The organism is Streptomyces mutabilis (genome assembly GCF_046628145.1).
Classification (GTDB): domain Bacteria; phylum Actinomycetota; class Actinomycetes; order Streptomycetales; family Streptomycetaceae; genus Streptomyces; species Streptomyces mutabilis.
Genome location: NZ_CP176874.1, coordinates 2,918,773 through 2,945,325, shown reverse-complemented (window position 1 = coordinate 2,945,325; position 26,553 = coordinate 2,918,773). Strand labels below are relative to the sequence as shown.

The window sequence follows — 26,553 nt, the reverse complement described above, 5'->3', positions numbered from 1 at the left end:
GCCGGTCACGAACCCATCACCAGTACGCAATTGGCCCCGCCGAATCCGAAGGAGTTGCTGATGGCCACGGTCGGCCGTTGCATCCGTTCCTCACCCAGTACGAGATCGATGTCCTTGAGCTCAGGGTCCACTTCGGGTGTGTTGGCCGTCGGCGGGACGATGCCCGAGGCCAGGGTGCGCAGGGTCAGCACCGCTTCGATCGCCCCGGCCGCACCGAGACTGTGGCCCAGCAGGCCCTTGTTGGCCGTGACGGTGGGCCGGTGCGGGAACAGGCGACCGATCAACCGGCCCTCGCTCCGGTCGTTGTACGGCGTCGAGGTGCCGTGGGCATTGACGTGCTCCACGTCGGCCGTGGTGAGTCCGGCGTCGTCCAGGGCCGCCCGTACCGCGGCTTCGGCCCCCGCCCCGTCCGGGTGGGGAGCAACCGGGTGGTGTGCGTCGGTGGTGAAGGCGTACCCGAGGATCCTGCCCAGGGAACGAGCGCCCCGGGCCTGTGCCGCCTCCTGGCGTTCCAGCACGACGGCCGCCGCGCCTTCGGAGAGCACGAATCCGGAGCGGTCCGCGGCGAAGGGGCGGGAGGCGCCGTCGCCGGTGTCGTCGGACAGTGCTCCCATCGCGTCGAACCCCGCCGCGATCACGGGCACCACGCCGGCGTCCGTGCCGCAAGCGATCACGATGTCGCAGGTGCCCGAACGGATCAGGTCCCGGGCCATGCCGACTGCGGCCGCACCCGAGGCGCATGCTGCGGCAAGGGTGTGGCTGGGGCCCGTGATCCGATGCCGGATGGCGATCGTGCCGGCCGCCATGTTGATCAGCGAACGCGGGTGTACGTACGGGGACACGGCTTCGGGTCCCCGATCCGCCAGGCGGCCGTGCGCGGTTCCCAGTGTGGCGGCGCCGCCGAAGCTGCAACCGACGACGACGCCGACACGCTTGCTGTCCCACGTCTTCGGATCCAGCCCGGCTTCCGCGATGGCCTGGTCGACCGCGACGAGGGCGAACCGGATGAACGGGTCCAGGTGGGCCGTGCCCCGGCCGGCCAGCACCTCGGTTCCGAAAGCGGGCACCGTACGGCACCGGACGCCCCGGGAGATCCCGGGGGTCGGTGCCAGTCCGTCACGGGATGTCCCGTGACGGATCGCCTCCCAGGTGGCGGCCGTGTCGCTGCCGAGCGGGGTGATCATGCCGGTGCCGGTGACGGCGATGGCGGGGGCAGTCATGCGGGCTGCTCGCTGCCCAGGGCCGCGGCCACCATCCCGGCGAGGGCGGGAACGGTGAGGTCTCCGATGCTGGCCTCTTCGCTGCCGAGGTCCGCACCGGTCTCCTCCTTGATCCGGATGACGAGCTCCGCGATCGCGAGGGAGTCGAGGTCCATGGAGGCAATGGTCGACGCTTCGGTCAGGGTGCTGTTGTCGGCCTCCAGGTCCTCGACGAGGATCCGGGTCAGGACGGCACGCAGGTCTTCGCTCATGATGATTCCTTCGTCAGGGGGGCGTTGCGAGAGGTGGGTGTGCGCGCAGGGCGCGACAGGCAGTGAGCGGTCGGTCAGGGCGGTCCGGTGACCGCCGGGCGCGTTGCCGCGCGGGGGAGGGCTCAGCTCGCGGCGATGAGTTCGGCGTGCTGTTCCGCGGTGACCGGGTTGTGACTGCGTCCCCGGCCGAGTTCGCTCCACACCGGCCGCAGGTCGGCGAGGGCGAAGGAACGGCGCAGCCAGCGATCCTGACCGTCGTAGCGGGGCGCGAAGTCCGTACGCCCGTGTACCGTCCGGCGGTTGTCGAGGATGATGAGTTCGCCGGGTTCGAGGACGAGGCCCTTGAGGGAGCCGAGGATGGCGTCCTCGAGCCGCGCGAGCGCAGCCTGCGCCGCGGGAGTGGTGCCGACCGTCCCGTGGAAGTCGACCCGGAGGTCAGGGTTGGATTCCGGGCCCGAGAGCACCGGCATCGGAGGGGTCATCACCTCGCGTCCCGAGTCGCGGACGAACGAGGTACTGAAGCGCGTCCGGAATTCGGGACGTCGCAGCGCCGCGACGGTCTCGGCGTCCAGGGCCGGCAGCGCGTCCCCGATGCCCCCGGTGACGGTGGCCGCTTTCCCGTCCCGGTCTCCCCGCAGGCAGATCAGGCTCAGGAAGTGCGGCGCGGCCGGGTGGAAGCCGTCCTCCGTGTGGAGTTCGAGCAGGATGGATCCGCCGTTCTCCTGGCGGCGTTCGGCGCCGCGCTTGGGACTCACGTCCTGCACGAGGTTGCCGTTCTTCTCGTCGCTGTAGGAGATGGACCGGCCGAGCACCGACATCACCATGAGCTGGCTCAGCGTTGCCACGGGAACGTCGGCCCAGTGCGGCTCGGCTTCGGGCCTGTCCGGCGTGGCGGGCAGCGTCCCGATCGGCAGTCCCCGCAGCAGCAGGGCTCCGCCGGTGTTGCCCTGATCCCGGAAGGCGATGAGAGCGCGTCTGACCTCGCCCGGCAGCGCGGCGGACGCCAGTTCCACGGAATGCAGAAGGTCGGTGCTGTGCAGGGAGCACCCAGCGTGATCCGCGGCGATCTTGAGAGCCGTGGCCTCCAGGATTCCGGCTTCCGTCTCGCTCAGCACCAATCCGTCAGTACGTGCGTCGACGTACGCGAATTCTTTCCTCATTCGAAGTCTTCCTCGTCTATGCCGTGCCCGAAAGCCGCCGGGCCATCCGGTAAGCGGCCGCCGGGGCGAATCCGTGCCATGCCTCCTTGCGGGGCAGATAGGTCAGGAAGCGGGCCCGCTCCCAGTGCCGGGAGAGGTGGTCCACGGCACGCCGGGCGGGCGGCATCGCGACGGTGGTCCACGGCACGCCGGGCGGGCGGCATCGCGACGCGGTGGACATCGACGGCCACCGTGCGGGGTACGTCCCTGCCTGCCACCAGCTGATTCACCATGTGGACCGCGAGCGACCCGAACTGAGTCGCGGCCTCCGTGAGCTGGGGGACGCTGTAGTCGGGGCGGCCCAGGCCGCGGCGCAGCTCGCGGTACATCTCGCCCGGGATCTGGGCGCGCGGAGCGATCCGGAAGACCACTTCCCAGGTACCGAGGCGCTCGACGTCCTCGGCCAGCAGCTCACCGTCGAAGATCCGGCGCACCACGCGGTAGTCGAAGCACTGCGCGGCCAGCATTCCCGCCAGGTCCCAGCCGGTGACCAGAGGTTTGCGCTGCCGGCAGGCCTCCTGGTGCAGGGCGATCTTGGCGGTCAGGCCGGCCCGCGTCGTCACGTCGACACCGTCGACGATGACCTCCGCCTGCCGGACCAGCTCTCGTGCGTTCGCCGATGTGATGCCCTCGGGCACCACGTCGGCCCGGACGTGAGGGTTGATCGCACGCAGTGTGTCGGCGCCGACCTCGGCCTTGTTCCGGCCCAGGTCGTCGATGGTGGCGTGCTGCCGGTTCAGGTTGTTCAGCTCGTAGGTGCCGACATCGGCGAGCACGAAGTTGCGGTACCCCATGCGTCCCAGCGGCTGCACGGTGGCACCGCCGATCGACCCGCAGCCGGCGATGAGCAGCTGGGTGTCGCGGATCATCTCCTGGAGGGAGTCGGGGATCAGCCCTCGGTTGCGCTGGGTGAGGGAGTCGTAGTAGCTCTCGGCGTCGAGCTCGCGGGCCTCCGCCGGGGTGCCCACGTCGGGCACGTCCATGGTCCGGGTCATTTCGTGGCCTCCGCGAACGTCTTCAGCCTGGCGGTGAACGAGCCGGTCCCGCCCGAGACGAGCATCGCGTCGAGCCTGTCGAGAGCGGGGCGCAGCGCCTCCCCGTCCGTGAGGACGAAGGGGTACGAGCGCTGGAACTGGTCCCACATCGGTGCGAAGAGGTCCGCCGGGTCGGCAGGCCGCAGGGGCACGTCGAGCATGCGGGTGGTGAACCCGAGCAGGGACAGCTGGCGGATGGTGGCGTTCGGCTTGCCGTCGCCGACGATCGCCGCGCCGTCCTCCCCCAGCACGCGCAGGCAGGCTTCCGCCCAGCCGCGGTACGCCCACCAGGGAACGGAGACGGCGGCCTGGGAGCGGCTCATGGCGTAGTCGCGGACCAACCGCTTCCCTTCCCAGACGTGGGCGGCCGGGGTGCCTTCGCCCAGGTGGTCGGCGAGGCGGAGGTCGTAGTCCCGCTCGACGACGAAGGGCACGTGTGCCTCGTCGCCGAGACGGGCGCCCCGTGGCCCGCGCGAGCCCGCGAGGGTGTTGTACCCGCGCAGCCGGCCGGTCTCCTGCTCGACAACCACCGTGTGGAAGTCGCGCAGCGCGTGCTCGTCGTACGGTTCACCGGTGAGCCCGCGTGCTGCCGCCAGCTCTTCGTCGGCCCAGCCTCGCTGGAGGTACTGCACCAGCCGGAACCGGTAGATGTCGTCCAGGTACGGTGCGGGCAGTTGCGCGCCCCGTGCCGTGACCGTCAGCAGTCCTTCGGGGCTGACGGAGCGGTAGACCGGCTCGCCGGACAGGACCGTGTCCAGGTCGGGGAGCGCGATGTTCGCGGCGTCCCGGAGCATGCGCTCGCGGTAGGACTCCGTGGTGACGGCGGTCATCGGACCTCCGGCACACCGAACAGCTCGTCGGTGACGACCAGCGCGAGCGCCTCCGGGCTGCCTTCGTAGATCCTCGGTCCGTAGGCGTCGCGGAGCACACGGTCCATACCGTCCTCCCGCTGATAGGCCGCGGCGCCGATCAGGCTCATCGCCGCATCGGCGTTGTCGATCGCCGCGCGGTCGGCGACCATCTTGGCGACGGCCGGCTCGTACGCGGGGGTGGGGATGACGGTGTCGGCCTTCAGCACGGCATCGAGGTAGAGGGCCCTGGAGGCGGACACCCGGGCAGCCATGTCGGCCAGCTTGCGCGCGGACATCTGGTGCTCGTGGAGCAGCCGTCCTCCCTGCCTGCGCGTCCCCGCCCAGGCGATGGCGCGCTGCAGGCTGTGCCGTGCGATACCGGTGGAGATGGCCGCACAGGTCACGCGGGTGAGGTTGCCGATGGCCACGTTGAGGTCCCAGCCGCCGTGTTCGTCGCCTATGACGTTCTCTTCCGGCACCAGGGCACCGTCGAGGATCAGTTCACCGGCCGGCGCGGTACGGTAGCCCACCTTGTCGTGGATCTCCCCGCGAGTGACGCCGTCCTGCTCGAGGTCGGTGACGAAGCAGGTCAGCCCGGAGGAGCCGGGCGCGCCTTCCACGTTGGCCATGATCGTCGCGTACGTCGCCACGGGGGCATTGGTGATGTACCGCTTCGTCCCGGTCAGGAGGTATCCGCTGCCGGAGCGCCGTGCGGTCGTCATGTCCTGGGCGAACGGGGCCTGTTGCGGAAGCACCAGGTCGGTGCCGTTCTTCTCCTCGGCGACAGCGTTGCAGCCGAGAACCGGATCGGGTCCGACGAACGCCGACAGGTACTTCTCCTGCAGCTTCGGGTCTCCGCAGATCAGCAGGGGGGTCTGGAACAGTCCGGTGGCCCCGAAGACCAGCGCCATGCCGGGATCGGCCGCGGCCAGTTCCTCCATGGTGAGCGCGATGCCGAGCTGGCTGAGTCCGAGACCGCCCTGCTCGCGGGGGATGGGCATCCGCAGCAGACCGAGAGCGTGCCCCTTGGCGACGGTCTCCCAGTCGAGCTGCCCCTTCTCGACACCGTCGCGTGCGGAGGCACCGGGGGCGACCTCGTCCCGGGCGAAGGCGACCACGTCGCGCAGATGCGCGGCCTCGAAGCTGTCCAGCAGGGGATGGTCCGCGGGGTTGTGGATGTACGTCATGGTGACTGCCTTTCTCGGTGCTCGGCGTTACAGGGCGAATGTCGTCAGGGCCTGCCCGAAGCCGAACGTCTGCATGACCGGACCGTGCGACGAGATCCGCCGGCTGGTGACGGTCCGCAGGAACGTGCGGCGGCCGGCGGCGAGGTCCTGGAGGTCGCGGTAACGGATCCGGACGACATGGGTGGGCGCCGCGTCCGTCACGGCTCCCTGCGGGTCCAGCGTGAGCTCGACCTCCGGGTCGGACACGACGAAGCGGACGGTCGCGCCCGCGGCCTGCCAGGCCGGGGAATCCTTCGCAGCCGCGGACAGCGAGCGCGAGACCTCTTCAGCCGATATCGGCATGCGTTTTTCCTTCGCTCAGTAAGAGAGGGCCGAGGTGACCGATCGCCGTCCCGTAGGTAAAAAGTGCGGGAATTCACGCGGAGGCCGGCCTGTTCTGGCGGCGCCGTCTTTCTTGTTCCCGGCGATCGAACACGTGTGAATCTATCGACCGCATCAGCCCCTGTCCATGAAGTCATATACCCTTCCTCGACCGAGGAAGCGGGTGATCAATGGACGGTAATCGACTGTCCTTTCGGTGGCATACGGATATCCCCCGCCCGCTCCCCGGGACGCCTCCGGGCCGCCCCGCGAGGGCGGCGATACGGAGGTGCCGGCAACGAAAAACGGGCTCGCAGCGAAGTATGCTGCGAGCCCATTCGGTGAATCTGAAACTAATTATGGTGACGCGATTTTCCGGCCGGTCCGGATTGGGAAACGAGTCAGGACGCGGCGGCGGCCGCACCAGGGGTGCGCGTCAGGCTCCGCAGAACGAGGGCGAGCACGATGGCGACGGCGGAGCAGATGGCCAGGGCGAGGAAGCCGCTCGCGACCCCCTCGCCGGTGGCCGCGGCGACGGTGTCTCCGGCTGCGCGGCGGCTGTCGACGGAGGTGGCGAGGACGGTTCCGATCACGGCGATGCCGAGGGCGGCCCCGGTCTCGTTGAAGGTGTTCAAGAGGCCGGAGCCGACGCCGGACTCCTCCACCTTGACGTGTGAGGTGCCGATGCCGAAGAGCGGGACGAAGCAGGCGGGCAGGCCCGCACCGATGACGGCCAGCGCGACGATGGTCAGTGTGACGCTGTCGGTGCCGACGGCCAGCACCCCCGCGCCCGCGAGTTGGAGCGCGGTGCCGGTGACGTACATCCCGCCGAGTCCGAGGACGTTGGCGACCGAAGGGGCGGCCAGGGCCACGACCAGTGCGGCCAGGCCCATGGGGAGCAGCGCGAGGCCGGTGGCGAAGGCGCTCATGTCGTGGACGCGCTGGAAGTACATGCTGCCCAGGTAGGTGCTGCTGATCATCACGGACGCGACCAGGAGCAGTCCGATGCTGGAGAGCCAGTAGGTGGGCTTGCGCAGCAGATGCAGCGGCAGCAGCGGGTCGTCCTGGCCGAGTTCCATGAAGGTGACCACGGCGAGCAGGGCGGCGGCGACGGCGATGCTGACCCAAGCGGCCGTGTCGCCGAAGCCCTCGTGCAGGCGGATCAGGCCGTAGGACAGGCTCGCGAGGCCCGCGGTGGACACGAGAGCGGAGGGCAGACGCAGCTTGCGTCCGATGCCGGCGTTGAGCGCGGGCATGCTGCGCAGAGCACCCGCGAACGCGGCGATGCACACCGGGATGTTGATGAGGAAGGCCCAGCGCCAGCTGATCGCTGTGACGATCAGGCCGCCGAGCACGACGCCGATGGTCGCCCCGATCACGCCGAGGCCGCTCCACGCGGTCAGTGCGATCTTGCGCTGCGCCTCGTCCTGGTAGACGGCCAGGATGATGGACAGGGCCGCCGCGGAGAGCAGCGCGGCCCCCACACCCTGAGCAGCGCGGCCGGCGACGAGGACCTGCTCGTTCGGCGCGATGCCGCACAGGACCGACGCGGCGCCGAAGAGGGACAGCCCGCCGAGGAAGGTGCGCCGCCGGCCGAAGACGTCGGAGACCCGGCCACCGAAGAGCAGCAGACTGCCGAACAGGAGGACGTAGGCGCTGATGGTCCACTGCAGGGCCTCCTGGCCTGCGGGGAGCTGCGTGCTGATCGACGGCAGCGCGACGTTCACCACCGTCGAGTCCAGCATGACCATCAACTGGGCGACGCCGACCACGGCCAGCGTGGTCCACGGTGCCTGGGTCGTGGCCGGTTCCGTCGATTGCCTCTCGGACGTCAGCATGTCCTCGGACACTGTGCCTCCTTCGTCTGGTATGTCCGCGTGAGCGCCTGGATGTGTCGCCCGAGCACCCGAAGCCTTATTCATTCGTATGAATCGATCGCACCCTACATACATGTGCATGGATCGACAAGCGGCCCGGGCCGCCATAGGCTTGGTGGCGTGACTGATACCGCTCTGACTGATCGCTGGCTGACCATGCTCCGTGCCTGCGCGCAGATCTCTCAGGTCGCCGAACGCGAGCTGTCCGAGCGCTACGGCCTCTGCGTCAGCGCCTACGAGATCATGGACGTGATGTCCCAGGACCCCGGATGGGCCCGGGTGGGGGAGCTCAGTGTGCGAGCGGCCCGCAGTCAGCCGCAGGTCTCGCGCCTCCTGGCGCAGATGGTCGACGCCGGGTATGCGGAGCGTAAGCCTTCCCTCACTGACCGTCGGGGCTTCGAGGTGAGGCTCACCCCGGCCGGCGAGCAGGCGTTCGCCCAGGCTGTCGGCACGATGGGCGACGTCCTGCGCGCGGTGGCCGGCGAGAGCGCCGACGTGCGCAGCGCGATGGGTGTGCCCGCTCCCGAGCCGCAGTAGACGGCGGGTGTGCATCCCGCCGGCATGGGGTGATCGATCAGGTTCACGTCAGACGGCTAGGCTGGCCGACGGTGGAGGCTGACCAGAGGGGTGGATGTCCGGCCGGAAGGAGCCGGTACGCGCAGGGCATGAGGTCCTCCCTCCTGCTGGTCACAGGAAGCTTCCGTGCGACGCTCACATGTATGGGGGAAACATGCCTGAACGAGTCTTGCCGCGGGGGGATGCCTACGGCTTCCCGGTCCGCCAGCACTCCGAGCAGCACGACAGACGGCACCCGACGAGGCGCAAGAAACAACCGGACACGACGGCGGTGGCCGGCCTGCCGGTCCGGCGGATGCCGTCTTCCGGCTCGCCGGTCCTGGGGACATCCGAGGGGATGCCCTCACGGCAGAGAATCGCATTCCGCATACTCGGACCACTTGAGATCGTCACCGAGAAGGGCCCTCTGCCTCTTCGCGGAAAGAATCAGCGGGCGGTACTCGCGTATCTCGTCCTGCACGCCAACCAAGTGGTGTCCATCAGCGATCTCATGAACGTGCTGTGGCCGGAAAACGCGCCGCCCACCGCACGAAAGGTCTTGCAGAACGCGATTTCGGCGCTGCGCAAGGTACTCATGCGCCTCGGCACGCCCGGGCAGCCGGCGGCCTCGTTACTTAGCCAGGAACCGGGATACGTCCTGCAGACTTCGTCCGAGAACATAGATGTGACCCGATTCCGGCTGCTCAATCAGCAAGGCCGCATCGCGCTCGAATCCGGCCAACCGGAGAAGGCCGCCCGCGCTCTGAGTGCCGCCTTGGGAATGTGGCGGGGACCGGCTCTGCAGGACCTCGCCGACTCCGGGGTCGACTGGCCCGAACTCTCGGTTCTCGACAGCGCCCGCACCGCCGCGCAGGAGGACTACTTCGAGGCCGAACTGCTCTCGGGAAGACATCAGGAGATAGCTTCCCAGCTCTCGACCGAGGCCGCCAAGAAGCCTTCGAGGGAACGCACCTGCCGACTCCTGATGCTCGCGCTCTACCGCTGCGGCCATCAGGTCGAGGCACTCGACGCGTACGACCGGCTGCGGCAGCAACTGGATGCCGATTTCGGCGTCGAGCCCAGCCGCGCTCTGCAGGATCTGCGCCACGCCATACTCCGGCAGGATCCCGCCCTCGGCCTGCGTGCTGCCACGACCGGCACGACCAGGCCCCCGGCATCCGCGGTGCTGCCACCGGCCGACCCCGAACTCAACCTGCTCCTGTCTCTGCGGGAGCTGGTGCAGAGCCGCCGGCGTCCCCACGTGGTCACGCTCGTCGGCAGTCTGCAGGGGCGGACGGGCCGTCTGATCCCGGACCTGCTGGAGCACCTGAGCCGGGACAGGGAAGTCACGGTGTGGGACGCCCATGCGGGCGCCGACGGCGCAGACCTCGCCGACGACCTGCGAGCCGCACTGCGTCGCGCATCGCCGCACCAGACCCTGGTCGTCACCTGCGTGGATCTTCACCGGACCGGGGGGCCGGTCGCGCGATGCGTCGGCGAGATCGTCCGGGCCGCCGGCGACATACCCCTGCTCATCGTGCTCACCGCCGAGTCCGACCCCGAACACCTCTGGCCCGGCTGGAGCTCCGCCGTCCCACAGTCCACGACGATAACGGTCTGACCTCGGGCCCGCGAAAGAGAGGCAGGTGTCCCGCGCGACGCCTGCGCTCGAGGATCCTTTGCACGCCGGACGTCGACACCGGCGTGCCCTGGCGAAGACCCTGGCGATACACCCGTTCGGCGTACGCCGGCCCCCGCGCAAGATGCGGGGGCCGGTGCCGCGCGGGAGCCTCCAGGTAACTGGAGGTACACGATGGGCTCACTGAAAGTCACTCTCTGTACCGGAGCGGCGGCGGTCGCGGTGCTGGCCCCGATCGCGCCGCTCGCCTCGGCCGCACCCGCCGCCCGCACGGCGGACGGAGGGGGCGTCTCGGTGTCACCGTCCTCCCCGGCGCCCGGCAGCGACGTCAGGCTCCGCGTGCCCGACTGCACCGAGAAGACGGCCGTCGCCGTGTCGGCGGCGTTCGTCTCCGACGCGAAGCTCTCCCTGTCCAGCTCCGACGGCGTCCTCGTCGGGGCCGGCACGGTCCGCTCCACCGTGGAGGCCGGCGCGTACGTCGTGCGGGTCAAGTGCGGCCAGGACGCGCGCGAGGGCACCGTCACCGTCGCCGAGCGACGGCGCCCGGCGGCACCCGCCTCGCCCGTCGCCCCCGTCGACGCGGGCGGCGGCGGCACCGCACGCCTCGCCGCCTCCGACACCCGCGACGAGGCCCGGCCCCAGCCCCCCGGCACGGCGCACACCGTGACCGGCCTGGTGCTCGCGGGCATCGCCGCCGTCGCCGTCGCGCTGCGCGGTGTCCGCAGCCGGAGCCGCGGGACGGACTGACCATGTCCGAACAGGACCAGCGACGCACCGCCGGCTCCGGCCGCCTGGTGACCGGCATCGCCTGGACGGTGCTGCTGCTCGGGCTGTGGCTGTGGGGCCGCGAGGCCACCGACGTGCGCGAGGGCATATCCGTGCCGACCACCGGCGACATGGCGGCGGCCGGCCGACCGCCCGACGTACCGCTGCCGCCCGCCCACGAACCCCTCGACGACGCCCTGCCGCAGCGCCTGGACATCCCCGGACTCGACGTCCGGGCCCCGGTCCTCGCCAGCGGCCTCGACACCAAGGGCGCCATCGAACCACCGCCCTTCGACCGCCCCGGCTCCGTCGGCTGGTACGCGGACGGCGTGACGCCGGGAGCGGCCGGGACCGCGCTCATGGTCGGCCACGTCGACACCGAGACCCGGCCCGCCGTCTTCTACGAGGTCAGCACCCTGGAACCCGGCGAGACGATCCGCGTGGTCCGCGAGGACGCCGAGGTCGCCGAGTTCACCGTCGACGACGTCCAGGTCCTCACCCGCGACGGCTTCGACGCCCAACAGGCCTACGGCCCGCGGGACACCGGCCGCGCCGAACTCCGCCTGATCACCTGCGGCGGCACCTTCGACCCCGCCACGGGCGGCTACACGGCCAACGTGGTCGTCTCGGCGTACCTCACCGGGACGGGCGGCTAGCCCGTTCCCCGGGCCCTCGTGGGTGCCGGAGGCGTATGTCAGGATTGAGCCTCGGAACAGTGCACCCAGGGGGGTTGGATGTACGGCAGCAGGGGGGCCGGAAAGATGTCCACGAGGCGGGCGTCCGCGGTGGTGCTGGGGGCGGCGCTGCTGCTCGCGGGCTGCTCCTCGTCGGGGGACGGGGACGACGAGGGCAAGGCCAAGGACGCGGGGGCCGGGATCACGCAGCAGCCGAAGGAAGCGGACCCGTTCTGGGTCAACCCGGACGGCAACGCGGCCAAGCAGCTGGCGGCCCTGGAGAAGTCCGACAAGAAGGACCAGGCCGAGCAGATCCGCAAGATCGCCCAGCAGCCGACCGGCGAGTGGATCAGCCCGGAGAACCCCGAGGAGCAGGCCCGGGGCTTCACCGAAGCAGCCGACGAGGCGGGCCGCACCGCGCTCCTCGTCCTCTACAACATCCCGCACCGCGACTGCGGCCAGTACTCGGGCGGCGGCGCCGCCGACGGCAACGCCTACCGCGACTTCATCGACGGTGTGGCCAAGGGCATCGGCGACCGTTCCGCCACGGTCATCCTGGAGCCGGACGCGGTGCTCCACCTGGTGGACGGCTGCACCCCGGAGCAGTTCCACGAGGAGCGCTACGACCTCCTCAAGGGAGCCATCGCCAAGCTCTCCGCGCTGAAGAACACCAAGGTCTACCTGGACGCGGGCAACGCCGGCTGGGGCCACCCCGACCAGATCTTCGAGCCGCTGAAGTGGGCGGGCATAGACCAGGCCGACGGCTTCTCGGTCAACGTCTCGAACTTCTACACCACCGAGGACTCCATCGCCTACGGCAAGCAGCTCTCGGCCAAGGTCGGCGGCAAGCACTTCGTCATCGACACCAGCCGCAACGGCAACGGCCCCTACACCGAGGGCGACCCGGGCGAACGCTGGTGCAACCCGCCGGGCCGGGCCCTCGGCGAGACCCCGACCACGAAGACCGCCGACCCCCTGGTCGACGCCTACCTGTGGGTCAAGCGCCCGGGGGAGTCGGACGGCGAGTGCAAGGGCGGTCCCAAGGCCGGCGAATGGTGGCCGGAGTACGCCCTGAAGCTGGCGCAGGGATAAGAAGACCCGGGGGCGCGGGACCTGCGCGACAAGCCACAGCGCTCCCGCACCCCTGGGCACCACCTGCGGGAGCGCTACGGGACGTGCACCCACTCCGCCTTGCTCGGCGTGCCCTCCCCGTCAGTCACGAACATCATGTACCACCCCGACTGAACCAGGTTCTTGTTCTCCGGCACCGTCACCGTCAACTTGTCCCCGTCCGCCTTGAAGTCCAGCGCGATGGACCGCTGGTCGACATCCGTGACATGCGTCGACGCGCTCGGCCTGATCAGCCGCACCTTCTTCACCGACCCCGCCGCCCGGGACGTGAACGTCCCCGACTCACCACGCTCGATGGTCTGCGGCCCTCCGGAGAGGTCCGGCCGGGAGTCCCGGTAGAGATACGGCGGCGTGTAGATCTCGATGCGCTGCTCGAACTTGCCGGGCTTGGTGTTCGCCTTGTCGGCGTAGAGCGAGTCCGACCCGAAGAACATCAGGCGCCCGTCGGGCAGCAGGATCGAACCGGAGTGGTAGTTGCGGCCCACCAGCGGATCGGCGACGCGCTCGAACTCGTTCGTGTCCGGCTGGTACAGCCGGGCCTCGAGGATCTTGGAGTCGCCGCGGCCCCGGTAGTCCTCCGAACCGCCGGAGACCAGCACGCTGTCGTCGGGCAGGATCGAGGCCTGCGGGTACCGCGTGCCCTTGTCCAGCGACGGCCCGTCCACGAACTTCGGGTCGTCGGCCTTCAGATCGACGATCCGGGTCTTCTCGCTGGACAGCTTGGACTCGCCGACCCCGCCGCCGCCGATCACCATGTACTTCTCGTCCTGCGCCGGCGGCAGCAGCACCGTGTTGGCGGTCTCCAGCATGTTGGCGTCGCTCATGCCGGGGACCTTGGTGAACTTGTAGGTGTCCAGGTCCCAGATGCCAGGGTCGCGGCCCACGTCGGCGGGGCCGTAACCGGCGTTCGCGCCCGAGTAGAAGATCTTGCCGTTCTGCATGAGGAACAGCGCCGGGTACGTCGGGAACTGGCGGACCTTGCCGGTGTACTCCCACGTCTTGGTCTCGGGGTCGTAGACCTCGTTCTTGCCCGGAACGATCTGGCCGATCTCGTCGAGGCCGGAGACGCTGAGGATCTTGCCGTCGCTCAGGGTGGTGAGCGTCGGGTACCAGCGGGCCTCGTTCATCGGGTCGACCTTGATGTACTTCTCGGCGACCGGGTCGAACTCGAAGGCGTCCCGGATGCCCTGGAAGTCCTTCTTGTCGAGCGCGAGCTTCTCCGCGATGCCGTACGTGTTGCGCGCGTCGTCGCCCTTCAGCCCCGCGACGGTGTAGTTGTCCTGCGTGCCCGTCTCGTACTTGGCGCCGCTCTTCTCCGCCTCGACGTAGATCCGGCCGAGGCCGGGGTCGTTGCGCAGGAACTTCCCGGTCTCCTTGTCGAAGACCTTTTCGGCCCGGGGCACCAGCACCGGGTCCTTGGAGACGAAGGTCTTGCCGTTCTCCTTGCCGGTGAACTTCGTGCCCGCCGGCAGGGTGATCGGCTTGTCCGGGTTCTCGTTGTGGACGATCATCAGGCCGCCGGCCTTGGTGACGTCACCCTTGAGCTTCTCGTACCGCTTGGTGCCGCCCGCGATCAGCAGATTGCCGTTGGCGAGCTGGGTGTGGCCGGTGCAGAACAGGTCGGTCGGCGTCGGCACCTTCTTGATGGACCCCTTGACCGGGTCCCAGATCCGGGTGTCGTACTGCTTCGCGTCGAAGTTGTCCTGGTTGTTGCCCGACCCCGCGACGAGCAGCACCTTGCCGGTGCGCAGCAGCGCCGCGTGGATGGTGTTCTGCCGGTACTCCTCGGGAAACTCGACGATCTCCCACTTGCCGTTGGCGGCCTTGTACTCCGGCTGATTGATCTTGTACTGGTGGTATTTCTCGGTTCCGAAGCGGTAGAGCCACGGCCCGTTCATCCCGGCCAGCGCGACTACCACCGCCGTGCCTATCGCGAAGCGACGGGCCCGGCGGCGGCCGGCACGGTCCTTCATTCCTTACGTCCCCCAAGTCCACCAAGGGCGATCTGCATGGTCTGGTCGTTGCCCCCGTCGGAGGGGGCCGCCCAGCTGGGCTTCTGCTGCGGCGCGTGCGAGGCGTGCGGCGCATGCGGGCTGTACGCCTGCTCCGGCGCCGACTGCTGCGACGGGACCCGGGGCTCGGGCTCCGCCGCCACGACCGGCGGTTGCTTCTTCGCCTTCCGCAGTTCGTGGCGCCACGCGAACATCGGCGACGCGGTGATCAGCAGCGCGAACGTCGCCCAGATGATCATCGCGGGGTGCGAGTGGCCGAGGACGAAACCGGCCGCGATCGAGGCGCCGAAGATCACGATGAAGTACCAGTGGTACCGGAAGGTCCCGAACCACGTGTCCGGGCTGGCGGAGTCGCCCTTCGGGGTCACCACGAACTTGCTCTTGCGGCGCAGCACCGAGTCGATGAGCGCCTTCGCGTACAGCGGCGCCGAGAGCGCGGACATCACCATGCCGGCCACACCGCCGGAGCCCTCCGGCTCGTGCGGGGACACGTTGTGGCGGCGGTTCCAGACGTACAGGCCGATCTGCAGGGCGGAGGCGTTGCCGTAGAGCATCAGCCAGACCGTCGGGTCGATGTTGACACCCGAGGCGCCGGCGCCGAGGAACAGCGCGCAGCTCAGCGCGGCCAGGATCCAGTTCAGGGCCGACATCGGGTAGAAGATGATCATCATCGTGTAGTTGAAGAGCTTGCTCGGCGGCAGCGAGTACCAGCCCTTCCAGTACTGCTTGAGGATCGTCTCGTACGTCCCTCGCGACCAGCGCATCTGCTGGGTGAAGAAGTCCGTCCAGGCGTTCGGGCCCTCACCGACCGCGAGCACGTCCGGGGTGTAGACCGAGCGCCACTTGCGGCCGGTGGCCGGGTTCTTGTGACGGTGGATCTCGAAGCCGGTCGCCATGTCCTCGGTGATCGAGTCGTACAGACCGCCGATCTGCTTGAGCGCCTTGATGCGCACCGCGTTCGAGGTGCCCACGAACATGGGGGAGCCGTAGCGGTTGCCCGCGCGCTGGATCAGGGCGTGGAAGAGGAACTGCTGCGACTCGGCGGCCTTGGTGATCGGGTTGTCGTAGTTGCCGTAGACCTGCGGGCCGATGACGAAGCCGACGTCCGGGTCGCGGAAGAAGCCGAGCATCCGCTCCAGGTAGTTGGGCAGCGGCACGTGGTCGGTGTCGACGGAGGCGAAGAAGTCGTAGTCGTCGCCGTGCGCGTCCAGCCAGGCGTTGTAGTTGCCGTGCTTGGTCTTGGCGCGGTGCGGGCCCTTGGGCATGTTCCACTTCGCGACGCCCTTGCGGGAGAAGTGGTGCACGCCGAGGCGCTCGCAGACCGCCTTCACCTCGGGGTCGTCGCCCTCGTCGAGGAGCCAGACGTGCATCAGACCGCGGTGGCGGATCTTGACGGCCGCCTCCAGGGTCTTCGTCACCATCTCCAGCGGCTCCTTGCCGGGCACGAAGGAGGTGAGGAAGGCGACCCGGGTGCCGGTCTCGGGCACCACCGGGATCGGGTCCCGGGCGACCAGCGTCGCGTGCGCGTTCGACAGCACGTTCAGGCAGCGGAACAGCTCGATCAGGCCGATCGACACGAGCATCACGATGTCGAGCGTCGGCAGCCAGTCGAAGGCCGGGTAGTCGCGCTCGGTCCAGTGCGTGGGCTGGAGCAGCCAGACCAGCAGCACGACCGACAGCAGCGGGGCGGCGGCCAGCATCAGGGCGACCCGGATGCGGTGCGGCTCCTGCGAGATCAGCGAGCGGTACTGGACCTTGTACGGCTTGTTCGGGTCCGGCTGGGTGAGGGGGCCCGCGAGCCGGCTGTAGTGCTCGTAGTCGTACCTCGGCAGCGTTTTCCGTATCCGGCGGAACGAGCCGGTGTTCCAGGTCCGATGCGCAGGCACTCTGAGCTGCGTGGTCTGGGACGGGTCGTGGTCCTGCCCGGCGCCCGTCGGCGTCGACGTCATGAGTCATCCCCCCACACGCGCGTCACGCGTGTTTCGTCGCTTCCGTCGTCCGCTCGGGTCCCCCTCGACCTTCACGGACGTAACAGTGGTGGGTTGCTGTCACCACGGCATCCACACCTTATATAGACATGGGACAGCGACCCCCGGTTGCATGATGCCCCCCTCGGCATCCATCCCCCGAACCGGACCAGGGTTCTACGGTGTTCGTCATGATCGCAAGACGCCCGTCGGCCGGGTACGCCGAAGGCCCCCCGCGTGCTACGGGGGGCCTTCGACCGTCTGTGCGCCGCCAGGGACTCGAACCCCGGACCCGCTGATTAAGAGTCAGCTGCTCTAACCAACTGAGCTAGCGGCGCCTGCTGACCTGCACAACTCTACCCGATGCCGACCGGTGCTCCGGACCGCGCCGAACGGCCCGGCGGGAGCGCCCGGGCGCCGTGTACATCATTCGGACCGTCAGCATGCGCGTGTGCGGGACAGTTGAGAAACTGTCCGGCATGTACCGAACTGTGCCGTCGCGGAGTTTTTCGCCGGGAGTGTGAGGGGAATCGCATGGAGGCTGCTCCCGTGTTCGAGGAATTCGACCCCCCGGGCGACTGCGACTGTGCCGGCTGCCGCCACTGGCGCCGCGTCCTGCCGCGTTCCCGTACCGGCCGCGCCGGCGCCCACCCGGCGGCCCGCCGTGCGCTGATCGTGGCCACCGCCGCGGCGTCCGCGCTCGGCGCGGGCGGCGTCGTGGCGGTCCCGGCCGCCGCCCACGCGGACCACCGGCCCGGCGTTCCGGCCACGGACGTGCCCGACACCCCGCAGGGGCCGAGGGCGCCACTGTACGGTCCGGCCGGTCTGCCGGTGATGCCCCCGGCCGGTACGCCGCTGGCCGGGATCACCCGCACGGAGATCATCGAACGGGCCCAGACCTGGGTCACCGCGAAGGTGCCCTACAGCCTGACCTCCTACTGGTCCGACGGTTACCGGCAGGACTGCTCGGGTTATGTCTCGATGGCCTGGAAACTGCCCACCAACGAATGGACCGGCAGCCTCGGCACCTTCGCCGACCGCATCACCAAGGAGGAGCTCCAGCCCGGCGACATCCTGCTCTTCCACAACGCGGCCGACCCCCAGACCGGGTCCCACGTGGTGATCTTCGGCGGCTGGACGGACGGTACGCACACCTCCTACCTCGCCTACGAGCAGACCCCGCCGCACACCCGCAAGCAGTCCACGCCCTACGCCTACTGGAGCGATTCGGCCAAGTACCTGCCCTACCGCTACAAGGGCGTCACCGCGACGGCCGCGACCGGCACGCGGGAGCCGGCCCCCGCACCCGGCGCCGCCCCGGCCCCCGCCTCGCACGGGGTGGCCGGCTACCCCGGACGGGCGATGTTCCGGCCGGGCGCGGAGAACCCGTACGTCACCCGGCTCGGCAGGCAGCTGGTGAAGAAGGGATTCGGCACCCACTACACGACCGGACCGGGGCCGCGCTGGGGCGAGGCGGACCGGCGGGGCGTCGAGGCCTTCCAGCGCGCCCAGGGCTGGCGCGGCGGGGCGGCGGACGGCTACCCGGGCCCGGAGACCTGGCGGCGGCTCTTCTCCTGACCGTCCACCCGGTGATCACCCGTCCACGACGTTCATGACGCATCTGGCGCGGAGGCTGGAGCACGCATGAGTACGACCTCTTCCACGAATCCGGACACCATGCCGCCGGCCCCCCAGGGGCCCCCGGAGCCGGGCGGCCCGGCGGAGACCGGCCACCGGTCCGCCCGCCTCATCCACAACGAGGCCACCACCGAGATCCCCGTCCACCTGCTCTTCCGCGACGACCCGGATCCGTCGCCGGTGCCGCTGCGGCCCGCGGTCGTCGCCCGCCGGCAGGGCACGGGCGAGCAGCCCCGTGCGCGCCGCCCGGTCGCCGCGCGCACGGTGCCGGCGGTACGGATCGACCCGGAGCTGACGGAGCGTCCGGCGCGGGTGCTGCCCGGTGCCGCGGGCGTGGCCGCCGGGGCGTGCGGGGCGGCGGGCTGCGCGCTCACCTCCTGGTGGGCCGGGCTCGTGCCGCCGCTCGCGGCCGAGGCGCTGGGGCTGCCGGCGTACGCCGGTGCCGGGCTCGGGCCCGCGCAGTGGGCGGCGTACGCGGCCGCCGGGGCGCTGGGGCTGTTCGGCTTCGGCGGGCTGGCCCGGGGCCGCACCGGGCGGGCCTGGGTGCTCGGCCTGTTCGGCCGCTACCGGGGCACCGTGCGGCGCACCGGCCTGATGTGGGTCAACCCGCTGCTGCTGCGCCGCCGGGTCGACGTGCGGCTGCGGCACTGGCGCAGCGAGCCGATGCCCGCGGCCGACGGCAACGGGGTCGCGCTGAGGGCGGTGACGCTGGTGGTGTGGCGGGTGCGGGACACCGCGAAGGCCACGCTGGGCGTCGAGGACCACGAGGCGTACCTGCGCGAGTGCGTCGAGGCGGCGCTGGCCCGGGTGCCGGTGGAGCCGCCGGGCACGGTCCGCAGCTCGGCCGACGTGGCGGGCGAGACGCTGACCCGGCTGGTGGCGGCGGACGCGGCGCCGGTCGGCCTGGAGGTGTTCTCGGTGCGTCCGGTCCGGGTGGAGTACGCCCCCGAGGTCGCCGCCTCCATGCACCGGCGCCGGATCGCCGCGCTGGACGCCGCGCAGCGGGCCAGCGTGCTCACCTCGGTCGTGGACTCGGTGGAGGACACGGTGACCCGGCTGACCATGCGCGGGCTGGTCGAACTCGACGACTACGAGCGCAAGGTGCTGGTGAAGGACCTGACGGTGGCGTTCTGCGCGGGGCGCCGGGAGGCGGGGGCCTGACCCGGGGACGGGCCGCGACCGGGTTCCGCGATTGGTATGGACATGTTCAACTAACGGCAATAATCTGGGACTTGGTCTAGACCTGCAAGGCTCACTGAACCTCCCCCACGTCACAGGAGCAGCAGCATGCGCACAAGGACCAAGTTGTATGCCGCCGCCGTGGGCATGGCGACCACCGGAGCCCTCGTGCTCTCGTCCGGCGGCGCCAGCGGCCACGGCTACACCGACCTGCCGGTCAGCCGGCAGAAGCTCTGCCAGAACGGCGGGGTCAGCAACTGCGGCGCCATCCAGTGGGAGCCGCAGAGCGTCGAGGGGCCCAAGGGCTTCCCGGCGGCGGGACCGGCCGACGGCCGGATCTGTTCCGCGGGCAACACCGGGTTCGCCCAGCTGGACAGCCCGAAGACGCCGAACGGACAGGCCTGGCCGACCACCAAGGTGAACGGCGGGCAGAGCTACACCTTCCGCTGGCAGTTCACCGCCCGGCACGCCACGACCGACTTCCGGTACTACGTCACCAAGCCGGGCTGGAACCAGAACCACAACCTGGCCCGCTCCGACCTCAACCTCACGCCGTTCTTCACCGTGCCCTACGGCGGCAAGCAGCCCCCCGCCACGCTCTCCCACACCGGCACGCTGCCGTCCGGGCTGAGCGGGCACCACGTGATCCTCGCGGTGTGGACGGTCGCCGACACGGGCAACGCGTTCTACGCGTGCTCGGACGTGACCTTCTGAGCGGGAGCGTCTGAACGGAAGCCTCTGGACGGAAGCCTCCGAACGAGCGGAGGGCCCCCTCGCCTGGGCGAGGGGGCCCTCCTGCTGTGCGCCGCCAGGGACTCGAACCCCGGACCCGCTGATTAAGAGTCAGCTGCTCTAACCAACTGAGCTAGCGGCGCATGACTCCCGCCTTCCGCTTCCCGCGGTCGGCGACGACGAAAATACTACCCGGTCTTCGGGGGTGCTCGTGACCACCGGTGCGGGAGCCCGGAGCCGGCGCCTAGATCGCCAGCGACAGCAGGACCGGCGCCGCGTTCCGGTTCAGCTCGTCCGCGGCCCGGCGCAGCCGGTGGGCGTGCTCGACCGGCAGGGACAGGGCCAGGCAGCCCACCGCGGAACCGGCCGTGATCGGGACGGCCGCGCAGACCGTGCCCACCGCGTACTCCTGGAGGTCCAGCACGGGCACGGTGGGCGGCTGGGACTCCAGCCGGGACAGCAGCAGCTTGTCGCTGGTGATGGTGCGCGAGGTCAGGCGGGCCATCTTGTGCCGGGCGAGGTGGTCGCGGCGGCCCGCGTGGTCCAGCTGGGTCAGCAGGCTCTTGCCGACCGCGGTGGCGTGCGCCGAGACCCGGAAGTCCACCCACTCGTTCACCTTGGGCGTGGCCGGGCTGTCGGCGTACTGGGTGACGCTGACCTCGCCGTCCACGTACCGGCTGATGTAGACGGCGGCGCCCACCGAGTCGCGCAGCCGGTCCAGGGTGCGCTGGAGCTTGTCGCGCAGCGCCTCCTCACGGCCGTGGGTCGAGCCCAGGCGGGCCAGTGCCTCTCCGGTGACGTACGCGCCGTCGGCGCTCTGCTCGACGTAGCCCTCGCGGCGCAGCATGCGCAGGAGCGGGGTCAGTCGCTCCCGGTCCAGGCCGGTGTGCCGGGCGATCTCGGTGTCGGTGACTCCGGTGGAGTGCCGCGCCACGGTCTCCAGGGCGCGCAGGGCGTCCTGGGCAGAGTGGTGCGGCGCGGTCGGCTTGTGCTGCAGCGCCACGGTGGTCTCCCCCTGCGCTTCGCTGATAGGCCCCTGCCCCTGTCCCTGCCTGTGCCCCCGACCGGACAGCGGATGCCTTTCACGATAACCGTCAAAAGGGGCCGTGTGACGGGGTGTTGGCGAACTTCCGGGGGCCCTGGGCTGCGGGGCTGACCCACTGGCATATGCCAAAGGCACGCCCCAGCGCCACGACCTCGGGCGATGGGGCGTGCCTGCGTGCCGTCGGGGTCACAGCACCGCGCTGAGGAATTCCCGCGTCCGATCGTGCTCCGGCTCGCTGAAGATCTTCTCCGGCGGACCGGCCTCGATGACCCGGCCCGAGTCGAACATCAGGACCTGGTCCGAGATGTCCCGCGCGAAGTTCATCTCGTGGGTGACGCAGAGCATGGTGATGTCCGTGCTGCGGGCGATGTCCCGCAGCAGGTCGAGGACGCCCGCGACCAGCTCCGGGTCCAGGGCCGAGGTCACCTCGTCGAGGAGGAGCACCTTCGGCCGCATCGCCAGCGCCCGCGCGATCGCCACGCGCTGCTGCTGGCCGCCGGAGAGCTGGGCCGGACGGGCGTCGCACTTGTCCGCCAGGCCCACCATGTCGAGCAGACCCTCGGCCCGCTCCACCGCCTCGTCCTTGGACATCCCGAGCACCGTGACCGGCGCCTCGGTGATGTTGCGCAGCACGCTCATGTTCGGGAACAGGTTGAACTGCTGGAAGACCATCCCGATCTGCTTGCGGGCCTCGCGGCGCTCCTTCTCGGTCGCCGGGAAGAGCTTCTGCCCGTCCACGGTGATCGTGCCCTCGTCGGGCTTGAGCAGCGTCATCAGCAGCCTGAGGATCGTCGTCTTGCCCGACCCGGAGGGGCCGATCAGGGTGACGTGCTTGCCGGCGTCGACGGAGAAGTCGAGGTGGTCGAGGACGGTGTTGTCCCCGAACCGCTTGGTGACCTGCTCCAGGCGTATCAGCTCGCCGGAGCTGCGCTCGGGGCTCTTCTCGGGATTGGGGAGAGTGTCAGTGGGCAAGGCGTCGCTCCAGGGCTCGCAGGGCAAGGGAGGCCAGGTAGGAGATGACGATGAAGGCCACGCCGATCACCGTCAGGGGCTCGGTGAACTGGAAGTTCTGCTGCGAGAACAGCCGCGCCTCGCCGAGCATCTCCAGCACCGTGATCGCCATCAGCAGCGGCGTGTCCTTCAGCATGGAGATCACGTAGTTGCCGAGGGCGGGCACCACGCGGCGGATCGCCTGCGGCAGGATCACCGCGGTCCACGTCCGCCCCATCGGCAGGTTCAGCGCCGTCGCGGCCTCCCACTGGCCGACCGGCACCGCCTCGATGCCGGCCCGGTAGACCTGCATCGTGTACGTCGAGTAGTGCAGCCCGATGGCGAGCACACCGGTGGTGAGCGCCGAAGCGGTCACACCCCACTCGGGCAGCACGTAGAAGAGGAAGAACAGCTGCACCAGCAGCGGGGTGTTGCGCACGAACTCGGTGACCACCCCGACGGGCCAGGTCACGAAGCGGGACGGCACCCGCATCAGCAGCGCCCACACCAGTCCGAGGACGAACGACACCAGCGACCCCAGGACCAGGATCTGCAGGGTGACCAGCAGACCGTCCCAGAAGTGCGGCATGAAGTCGGAGACCGCGCTCCAGTCCCACTTCATCGGACACCCCCCAACCCGGCCGGCTCAGGAGCGGCGGCCTCGCGCTTCGGCGCCGCCTTCCCCACGCCCGCCTTCAGCTTCTTCTCCAGGCCGCGCATCACCCGCGTCAGCAGGAACGCGATCACGAAGTAGATGAGCAGGATGTACGTGTAGATCTCCGCGCTCTCCTGGAGAGCCAGGCGCACCAGATTGCCGCTGAAGGCCAGGTCGCCCATGCCCATGATCGACACCAGGGCGGTGCCCTTGAGCAGCTCGATCAGCAGGTTGGAGAAGGGCGGGATCATCTCCGGCACGGCCTGCGGCAGCAGGATCAGCTTCATCCGCTGCCAGGGCGTGAAGCTGAGGGCGATGCCGCCCTCCTTCTGCGCCGGGTCGACCGCGGCGAGCGCGCCGCGCACGATCTCGGAGCCGTACGCCCCGTAGGTCAGGCCCAGCGCCAGCGTGCCCGCCCACATGGGTACGAGCTGCCAGCCGAAGGCCGGCGGCAGCACGAAGAACACCCAGAAGATCATCACCAGCGCCGAGGTCCCGCGGAACACCTCGGTGTAGAAGCCCGCCAGGAAGCGGACGATCCACAGCCGGTGGGTGCGGCCGACGCCGACCACGAAGGACACGGCGGTGGCCAGCAGCGCGCTGAAGAAGAGCAGCTGGACGGTGACCCAGACGCCCTGGAGTACGAGTTCCCACAGTCCCGAGGTCATCCGCCGCACAGCTCCTTCGCGGTCAGATCGGTCATCTCGTTCTCGGTGAAACCGAAGGGCTTGAGGATGCGCAGCAGTTCGCCGCTCTTCTTGAGCTTCTGCAACTCGACGTTGAAGGCGTCCCGCAGGTTGGTCTCGGTGGGCCGGAAGGCGAAGCCGCCGCCGTCGACGTGCGGTTCGCCGTCGACGATCGGCGCGAACGCCTCGGTCACCTCGGCCTTGCTGGACTTCTTCACCACTTCGCGGGTGGTCAGGGCCGTGCCCGCGAAGACGTCCACGCGCCCGGACTCGACGGCGTTGAGTCCGGCCACCTGGTCGGGGACGATCAGGATGTCGTCCTCCTTGTACCCGTGCTCCACCGCGTAGGCGATCTCGGCGTAGCCGGTGCCGGTCGCGAACTTGGCCTTCTTCTTGACGACGTCCTCGTAGTTGCGCAGCCCCATCGGATTGCCCTTGCGCACGATGAACGCGTCGAGCATCTGGTAGTCGGGGTCGGAGAAGATGACCTGCTGGCAGCGGTCGGGGTTGATGTACATCCCGGCCGCCACCACGTCGAACTGCTGCGACGCCAGACCCGGGATGAGGGAGCCGAACTCCGTCGGCACCGGCTGCACGCGGTCCACTCCGAGCCGCTTGAAGATGACCTTCGCCAGCTCCGGCGCCTCGCCGGTCAGCTCACCGTTCTTGTCGATGTACCCGAAGGGGATCTCGCCGGCGATGCCGAGCCGGGCCACGCCCTGTGCCTTGAGCCGGTCGAGGAGATCGCCGCCTTCCACGCCGGACCCGGCGGCCACCCGGGAGCAGCCGGCCGCCCCCAGTGCGCCGAGCGCCGCGACCCCCGCGAGCAGCGACCGGCGAGTGGGCCCGGCTGTCCTGGTCCTTTGGTCGGATATGCCCCATGGAGGGGTTCTGTGTGGTGGAGCCATGGGCGCGCAGCTACCCGAAGCCGGTCGGGTTATGCCGATCTTTTTCAGTCCGATACCTCGGCCCGGCGCCCTTGACCGGGGGCCCCGGGGGCACTGCCATGGAGGCATGGCCGATCGCTACATCGAAGTCTCGCTGGTCAAACGCGGAATCACGTGCAGGGCCCAACTGCTGGACGACCGGGCCCCGATCACCTGCGCGGCGGTCTGGGACGCGCTCCCTCTCGGCGGCGACGTGTATCACGCCAAATACGCACGCAACGAGATCTACGCCCTTTTCCCGCCCTTCGCGGCATCCGAACCACCCCTGGAGAACCCGACCGTGACGCCCATCCCGGGCGACCTGTGCTATTTCGCCTTCGCGGGCGCCGAGTTGGGCACCAAGGCGTACGGCTACGACCGCGAGGTCCGCGCGGGCACCACCCTCGTCGACCTCGCCCTGTTCTACGAGCGCAACAACCTGCTCCTCAACGGCGACGTCGGCTGGGTGCCCGGCACCGTCTGGGGCAGCGTCGTCGAGGGCCTCGACGAGATGGCCGAGGCCTGCAACGACCTGTGGCGCACCGGAGCCGCGGGGGAGACCCTCAGCTTCCGGCGGGCCTAGGCGAGGCGGGCACGCCCGCTCCGTACAGCGCGTGCGCGGCCCGCAGGACCAGGTCGTCCCGGTGGCGGGCCGCCACGAGTTGCAGGCCGATCGGCAGCCCGTCCCCGTCGGTGCCGACCGGGACGGTCGCCGCCGGCTGCTGGGTCAGGTTGAACGGATAGGTGAACGGCGTCCACCCCGTCCACCGCCGCAGCCCCGAACCCTTCGGCACCTCGGCGCCGGCCTCGAACGCCGTGATCGGCAACGTCGGCGTCACCAGCAGGTCGTACGCCTCGTGGAATCGGCCCATCCGCCGGCCCAGCTCCATCCGGACGTCCACCGCGGCCAGGTACTCCATCGCCGAGTACCGCGCCCCCGCGCCGACGATGTCCCGCAGCCCCGGGTCGAGCAGTTCCCGCTGCCCCGCCCTGAGGTGCTGCACCACGCGGGCCGCCCCGCTGAACCACAGCGTGTGGAAGGCCTCCACCGGGTCCGTGAAGTCCGGGTCCGCCTCCGTCACGTACGCGCCCAGCTCCGCCAGCCGCTCCACGCCGCGCCGCACCGCCGACGCCACCGCCGGGCGCACCGCCACCTGCCCGCCGAGCGAGGGCGAGTACGCCACCCGCAGCCCCCGCACCCCTTCGGCGAGGGCGTCCGTGTACGACCCGGGCGCCGGGCCCAGCGCCGACCAGTCCCGGGCGTCGGGCGTGCCGATCACGTCCAGCATCAACGCCGCGTCCGCCGCGTCCCGGGTCATCGGGCCGACGTGCGCGAGGGTGCCGAACGCGCTCGCCGGGTACAGCGACACCCGGCCGTACGTCGGTTTCAGGCCGAAGATCCCGCAGAAGGAGGCGGGGATGCGCACGCTGCCCCCGCCGTCCGTACCGAGCGCCAGCGCGCCCGCCCCGCGCGCGACGGCCGCCGCCGCGCCCCCACTGGAGCCGCCCGCCGTGCGGGAGGGGTCGTGCGGGTTGCGGGTGACACCGGACAGCGGCGAGTCCGTGACGCCCTTCCAGCCGAACTCGGGCGTCGTCGTCTTGCCGACGAACACCGCGCCGTGCTCGCGCAGCCGGGCGACGGACGGCGCGTCCTCGTCCCACGGACCGTCCGGCGACACCGCACGGGAGCCGCGCAGGGTCGGGTGACCCCGCATCAGCAGGATGTCCTTCACGGTGACCGGCACCCCGTCCAGCCGTCCGCCCGGCTCCCCGCGCCGCCACCGCTCCTCGGCACCCCGGGCCTGTTCGAGCGCCTCTTCGCCGGTCAGCCGGACGAACGCGTTCAGCTCCGGCTGGATCCGCTCGGCCCGCTCCAGGGCCGCCCGGGTCACCTCGACGGGGCTGAAATCGCCCTTGCGGTAGCCGACGACGAGCTGCACCGCGGTCAGCTCCGTGAGGTCGGTCATGCACCCTCCCGTT

At 70.2% G+C, this 26,553-nt stretch carries 25 protein-coding genes and 2 tRNA genes; 9 read left to right on the top strand and 18 right to left on the bottom strand.

The features are described from left to right. Positions 1 to 5 precede the first annotated feature (5 nt). From ACLIN4_RS13075 to ACLIN4_RS13040, 8 genes are all read right to left on the bottom strand, one after another. Entirely contained in the window at positions 6 to 1,220 is a 1,215-nt protein-coding gene (locus tag ACLIN4_RS13075; RefSeq protein ID WP_290012920.1) for a beta-ketoacyl-[acyl-carrier-protein] synthase family protein, read from the bottom strand. Then, a complete protein-coding gene (locus ACLIN4_RS13070; RefSeq protein ID WP_100048979.1) occupies positions 1,217 to 1,471 on the bottom strand; it encodes a phosphopantetheine-binding protein in 255 nt (84 codons plus the stop codon). The genes ACLIN4_RS13075 and ACLIN4_RS13070 overlap by 4 nt, the downstream gene beginning before the upstream one ends. 122 nt (positions 1,472 to 1,593) lie before the next feature. Further along, positions 1,594 to 2,631 (bottom strand): TauD/TfdA family dioxygenase, encoded by a 1,038-nt coding sequence (locus ACLIN4_RS13065; protein ID WP_290012921.1) that lies wholly within the window; start codon positions 2,629 to 2,631, stop codon positions 1,594 to 1,596. Next, positions 2,628 to 3,665, bottom strand: coding sequence for a HesA/MoeB/ThiF family protein (locus ACLIN4_RS13060; protein ID WP_411575803.1), 1,038 nt, complete (start codon positions 3,663 to 3,665; stop codon positions 2,628 to 2,630). Before ACLIN4_RS13060 ends, ACLIN4_RS13065 begins: the two co-directional genes overlap by 4 nt. Next, a complete protein-coding gene (locus tag ACLIN4_RS13055; protein ID WP_100048976.1) occupies positions 3,662 to 4,534 on the bottom strand; it encodes a hypothetical protein in 873 nt (290 codons plus the stop codon). The genes ACLIN4_RS13060 and ACLIN4_RS13055 overlap by 4 nt, the downstream gene beginning before the upstream one ends. Continuing rightward, positions 4,531 to 5,742, bottom strand: coding sequence for an acyl-CoA dehydrogenase family protein (locus ACLIN4_RS13050; RefSeq protein ID WP_107479146.1), 1,212 nt, complete (start codon positions 5,740 to 5,742; stop codon positions 4,531 to 4,533). Before ACLIN4_RS13050 ends, ACLIN4_RS13055 begins: the two co-directional genes overlap by 4 nt. 27 nt (positions 5,743 to 5,769) lie before the next feature. Continuing rightward, the gene (locus ACLIN4_RS13045) at positions 5,770 to 6,084 is read right to left on the bottom strand and encodes a hypothetical protein (protein WP_107479147.1); all 315 of its coding nucleotides are present in this window, start codon (positions 6,082 to 6,084) and stop codon (positions 5,770 to 5,772) included. A 419-nt stretch (positions 6,085 to 6,503) separates the two neighbouring features. After that, positions 6,504 to 7,952 carry an MFS transporter gene (locus ACLIN4_RS13040; protein WP_289903084.1) on the bottom strand — a complete coding sequence of 483 codons (1,449 nt, stop codon included), beginning with the start codon at positions 7,950 to 7,952 and terminating at the stop codon, positions 6,504 to 6,506. Between the two features lie 147 nt (positions 7,953 to 8,099). Here ACLIN4_RS13040 and ACLIN4_RS13035 point away from each other — a divergent pair, with 147 nt between their 5' ends. From ACLIN4_RS13035 to ACLIN4_RS13015, 5 genes are all read left to right on the top strand, one after another. Next, a complete protein-coding gene (locus tag ACLIN4_RS13035; RefSeq protein WP_179342611.1) occupies positions 8,100 to 8,516 on the top strand; it encodes a MarR family winged helix-turn-helix transcriptional regulator in 417 nt (138 codons plus the stop codon). 193 nt (positions 8,517 to 8,709) lie between these two features. Beyond that, positions 8,710 to 10,155: an AfsR/SARP family transcriptional regulator gene (locus ACLIN4_RS13030; protein ID WP_179342612.1), complete on the top strand. Its 1,446-nt coding sequence runs from the start codon at positions 8,710 to 8,712 to the stop codon at positions 10,153 to 10,155. A gap of 192 nt (positions 10,156 to 10,347) precedes the next feature. Beyond that, positions 10,348 to 10,920 (top strand): hypothetical protein, encoded by a 573-nt coding sequence (locus ACLIN4_RS13025; protein WP_289903085.1) that lies wholly within the window; start codon positions 10,348 to 10,350, stop codon positions 10,918 to 10,920. A gap of 2 nt (positions 10,921 to 10,922) precedes the next feature. Then, the gene (locus tag ACLIN4_RS13020) at positions 10,923 to 11,594 is read left to right on the top strand and encodes a class F sortase (RefSeq protein WP_100049348.1); all 672 of its coding nucleotides are present in this window, start codon (positions 10,923 to 10,925) and stop codon (positions 11,592 to 11,594) included. Between the two features lie 78 nt (positions 11,595 to 11,672). Next, positions 11,673 to 12,704 carry a glycoside hydrolase family 6 protein gene (locus tag ACLIN4_RS13015; protein ID WP_179350600.1) on the top strand — a complete coding sequence of 344 codons (1,032 nt, stop codon included), beginning with the start codon at positions 11,673 to 11,675 and terminating at the stop codon, positions 12,702 to 12,704. A gap of 74 nt (positions 12,705 to 12,778) precedes the next feature. Here ACLIN4_RS13015 and ACLIN4_RS13010 read toward each other — a convergent pair whose 3' ends face one another. The 3 genes from ACLIN4_RS13010 to ACLIN4_RS13000 all read right to left on the bottom strand — a co-directional run bounded on the left by ACLIN4_RS13010 (position 12,779) and on the right by ACLIN4_RS13000 (position 17,060). Next, positions 12,779 to 14,716 (bottom strand): galactose oxidase-like domain-containing protein, encoded by a 1,938-nt coding sequence (locus ACLIN4_RS13010; RefSeq protein WP_411575802.1) that lies wholly within the window; start codon positions 14,714 to 14,716, stop codon positions 12,779 to 12,781. Next, positions 14,713 to 16,704 (bottom strand): glycosyltransferase family 2 protein, encoded by a 1,992-nt coding sequence (locus ACLIN4_RS13005; RefSeq protein ID WP_289903087.1) that lies wholly within the window; start codon positions 16,702 to 16,704, stop codon positions 14,713 to 14,715. Before ACLIN4_RS13005 ends, ACLIN4_RS13010 begins: the two co-directional genes overlap by 4 nt. A 282-nt stretch (positions 16,705 to 16,986) precedes the next feature. Beyond that, a tRNA-Lys gene (locus ACLIN4_RS13000) sits at positions 16,987 to 17,060 on the bottom strand. Positions 17,061 to 17,256: 196 nt separating this feature from the next. Here ACLIN4_RS13000 and ACLIN4_RS12995 point away from each other — a divergent pair. The 3 genes from ACLIN4_RS12995 (at position 17,257) to ACLIN4_RS12985 (ending at position 20,253) form a co-directional block, all read left to right on the top strand. Further along, complete coding sequence (locus ACLIN4_RS12995; RefSeq protein ID WP_307652766.1) at positions 17,257 to 18,300, top strand: peptidoglycan-binding protein; 1,044 nt, start codon at positions 17,257 to 17,259, stop codon at positions 18,298 to 18,300. Positions 18,301 to 18,366: 66 nt separating this feature from the next. Continuing rightward, positions 18,367 to 19,521 carry an SPFH domain-containing protein gene (locus ACLIN4_RS12990; protein WP_290012923.1) on the top strand — a complete coding sequence of 385 codons (1,155 nt, stop codon included), beginning with the start codon at positions 18,367 to 18,369 and terminating at the stop codon, positions 19,519 to 19,521. A gap of 126 nt (positions 19,522 to 19,647) precedes the next feature. Further along, positions 19,648 to 20,253: a lytic polysaccharide monooxygenase auxiliary activity family 9 protein gene (locus tag ACLIN4_RS12985; protein ID WP_100049751.1), complete on the top strand. Its 606-nt coding sequence runs from the start codon at positions 19,648 to 19,650 to the stop codon at positions 20,251 to 20,253. A gap of 87 nt (positions 20,254 to 20,340) precedes the next feature. Here ACLIN4_RS12985 and ACLIN4_RS12980 read toward each other — a convergent pair. The 6 genes from ACLIN4_RS12980 to ehuB form a co-directional block, all read right to left on the bottom strand. Further along, positions 20,341 to 20,414: transfer RNA gene (locus tag ACLIN4_RS12980), tRNA-Lys, on the bottom strand. 101 nt (positions 20,415 to 20,515) lie between these two features. Then, positions 20,516 to 21,274 (bottom strand): IclR family transcriptional regulator, encoded by a 759-nt coding sequence (locus tag ACLIN4_RS12975; RefSeq protein WP_107480117.1) that lies wholly within the window; start codon positions 21,272 to 21,274, stop codon positions 20,516 to 20,518. 228 nt (positions 21,275 to 21,502) lie between these two features. Further along, positions 21,503 to 22,288 (bottom strand): ectoine/hydroxyectoine ABC transporter ATP-binding protein EhuA, encoded by a 786-nt coding sequence (gene ehuA, locus ACLIN4_RS12970; protein ID WP_107480116.1) that lies wholly within the window; start codon positions 22,286 to 22,288, stop codon positions 21,503 to 21,505. Further along, positions 22,278 to 22,928: an ectoine/hydroxyectoine ABC transporter permease subunit EhuD gene (gene ehuD / locus ACLIN4_RS12965; protein ID WP_043372633.1), complete on the bottom strand. Its 651-nt coding sequence runs from the start codon at positions 22,926 to 22,928 to the stop codon at positions 22,278 to 22,280. Before ehuD ends, ehuA begins: the two co-directional genes overlap by 11 nt. Then, positions 22,925 to 23,629, bottom strand: coding sequence for an ectoine/hydroxyectoine ABC transporter permease subunit EhuC (gene ehuC, locus ACLIN4_RS12960; RefSeq protein WP_100049181.1), 705 nt, complete (start codon positions 23,627 to 23,629; stop codon positions 22,925 to 22,927). Before ehuC ends, ehuD begins: the two co-directional genes overlap by 4 nt. Beyond that, positions 23,626 to 24,555: an ectoine/hydroxyectoine ABC transporter substrate-binding protein EhuB gene (gene ehuB / locus ACLIN4_RS12955; protein ID WP_100049182.1), complete on the bottom strand. Its 930-nt coding sequence runs from the start codon at positions 24,553 to 24,555 to the stop codon at positions 23,626 to 23,628. Before ehuB ends, ehuC begins: the two co-directional genes overlap by 4 nt. Positions 24,556 to 24,661: 106 nt before the next feature. On the opposite strand from ehuB, the gene ACLIN4_RS12950 reads away from it, so the two are divergent. Continuing rightward, the gene (locus tag ACLIN4_RS12950) at positions 24,662 to 25,156 is read left to right on the top strand and encodes a DUF3830 family protein (protein ID WP_043372639.1); all 495 of its coding nucleotides are present in this window, start codon (positions 24,662 to 24,664) and stop codon (positions 25,154 to 25,156) included. On the opposite strand, the gene ACLIN4_RS12945 is transcribed toward ACLIN4_RS12950, so the two are convergent. Continuing rightward, positions 25,137 to 26,540 carry an amidase gene (locus ACLIN4_RS12945; RefSeq protein WP_411575801.1) on the bottom strand — a complete coding sequence of 468 codons (1,404 nt, stop codon included), beginning with the start codon at positions 26,538 to 26,540 and terminating at the stop codon, positions 25,137 to 25,139. The two genes, ACLIN4_RS12950 and ACLIN4_RS12945, sit on opposite strands and share 20 nt — an antisense overlap. Between the last annotated feature and the right edge of the window lie 13 nt (positions 26,541 to 26,553).

What these genes read in the sequence shown, in the direction of transcription:
- ACLIN4_RS13075 (WP_290012920.1), bottom strand. Translation starts at nt 1,220, where the DNA reads ATGACTGCCCCCGCCATCGCCGTCACCGGCACCGGCATGATCACCCCG.
- ACLIN4_RS13070 (WP_100048979.1), bottom strand. Translation starts at nt 1,471, where the DNA reads ATGAGCGAAGACCTGCGTGCCGTCCTGACCCGGATCCTCGTCGAGGAC.
- ACLIN4_RS13065 (WP_290012921.1), bottom strand. Translation starts at nt 2,631, where the DNA reads ATGAGGAAAGAATTCGCGTACGTCGACGCACGTACTGACGGATTGGTG.
- ACLIN4_RS13060 (WP_411575803.1), bottom strand. Translation starts at nt 3,665, where the DNA reads ATGACCCGGACCATGGACGTGCCCGACGTGGGCACCCCGGCGGAGGCC.
- ACLIN4_RS13055 (WP_100048976.1), bottom strand. Translation starts at nt 4,534, where the DNA reads ATGACCGCCGTCACCACGGAGTCCTACCGCGAGCGCATGCTCCGGGAC.
- ACLIN4_RS13050 (WP_107479146.1), bottom strand. Translation starts at nt 5,742, where the DNA reads ATGACGTACATCCACAACCCCGCGGACCATCCCCTGCTGGACAGCTTC.
- ACLIN4_RS13045 (WP_107479147.1), bottom strand. Translation starts at nt 6,084, where the DNA reads ATGCCGATATCGGCTGAAGAGGTCTCGCGCTCGCTGTCCGCGGCTGCG.
- ACLIN4_RS13030 (WP_179342612.1), top strand. Translation starts at nt 8,710, where the DNA reads ATGCCTGAACGAGTCTTGCCGCGGGGGGATGCCTACGGCTTCCCGGTC.
- ACLIN4_RS13025 (WP_289903085.1), top strand. Translation starts at nt 10,348, where the DNA reads ATGGGCTCACTGAAAGTCACTCTCTGTACCGGAGCGGCGGCGGTCGCG.
- ACLIN4_RS13020 (WP_100049348.1), top strand. Translation starts at nt 10,923, where the DNA reads ATGTCCGAACAGGACCAGCGACGCACCGCCGGCTCCGGCCGCCTGGTG.
- ACLIN4_RS13015 (WP_179350600.1), top strand. Translation starts at nt 11,673, where the DNA reads ATGTACGGCAGCAGGGGGGCCGGAAAGATGTCCACGAGGCGGGCGTCC.
- ACLIN4_RS13010 (WP_411575802.1), bottom strand. Translation starts at nt 14,716, where the DNA reads ATGAAGGACCGTGCCGGCCGCCGCCGGGCCCGTCGCTTCGCGATAGGC.
- ACLIN4_RS13005 (WP_289903087.1), bottom strand. Translation starts at nt 16,704, where the DNA reads ATGACGTCGACGCCGACGGGCGCCGGGCAGGACCACGACCCGTCCCAG.
- ACLIN4_RS12995 (WP_307652766.1), top strand. Translation starts at nt 17,257, where the DNA reads ATGGAGGCTGCTCCCGTGTTCGAGGAATTCGACCCCCCGGGCGACTGC.
- ACLIN4_RS12990 (WP_290012923.1), top strand. Translation starts at nt 18,367, where the DNA reads ATGAGTACGACCTCTTCCACGAATCCGGACACCATGCCGCCGGCCCCC.
- ACLIN4_RS12985 (WP_100049751.1), top strand. Translation starts at nt 19,648, where the DNA reads ATGCGCACAAGGACCAAGTTGTATGCCGCCGCCGTGGGCATGGCGACC.
- ehuD (WP_043372633.1), bottom strand. Translation starts at nt 22,928, where the DNA reads ATGAAGTGGGACTGGAGCGCGGTCTCCGACTTCATGCCGCACTTCTGG.
- ehuC (WP_100049181.1), bottom strand. Translation starts at nt 23,629, where the DNA reads ATGACCTCGGGACTGTGGGAACTCGTACTCCAGGGCGTCTGGGTCACC.
- ehuB (WP_100049182.1), bottom strand. Translation starts at nt 24,555, where the DNA reads ATGGCTCCACCACACAGAACCCCTCCATGGGGCATATCCGACCAAAGG.
- ACLIN4_RS12950 (WP_043372639.1), top strand. Translation starts at nt 24,662, where the DNA reads ATGGCCGATCGCTACATCGAAGTCTCGCTGGTCAAACGCGGAATCACG.
- ACLIN4_RS12945 (WP_411575801.1), bottom strand. Translation starts at nt 26,540, where the DNA reads ATGACCGACCTCACGGAGCTGACCGCGGTGCAGCTCGTCGTCGGCTAC.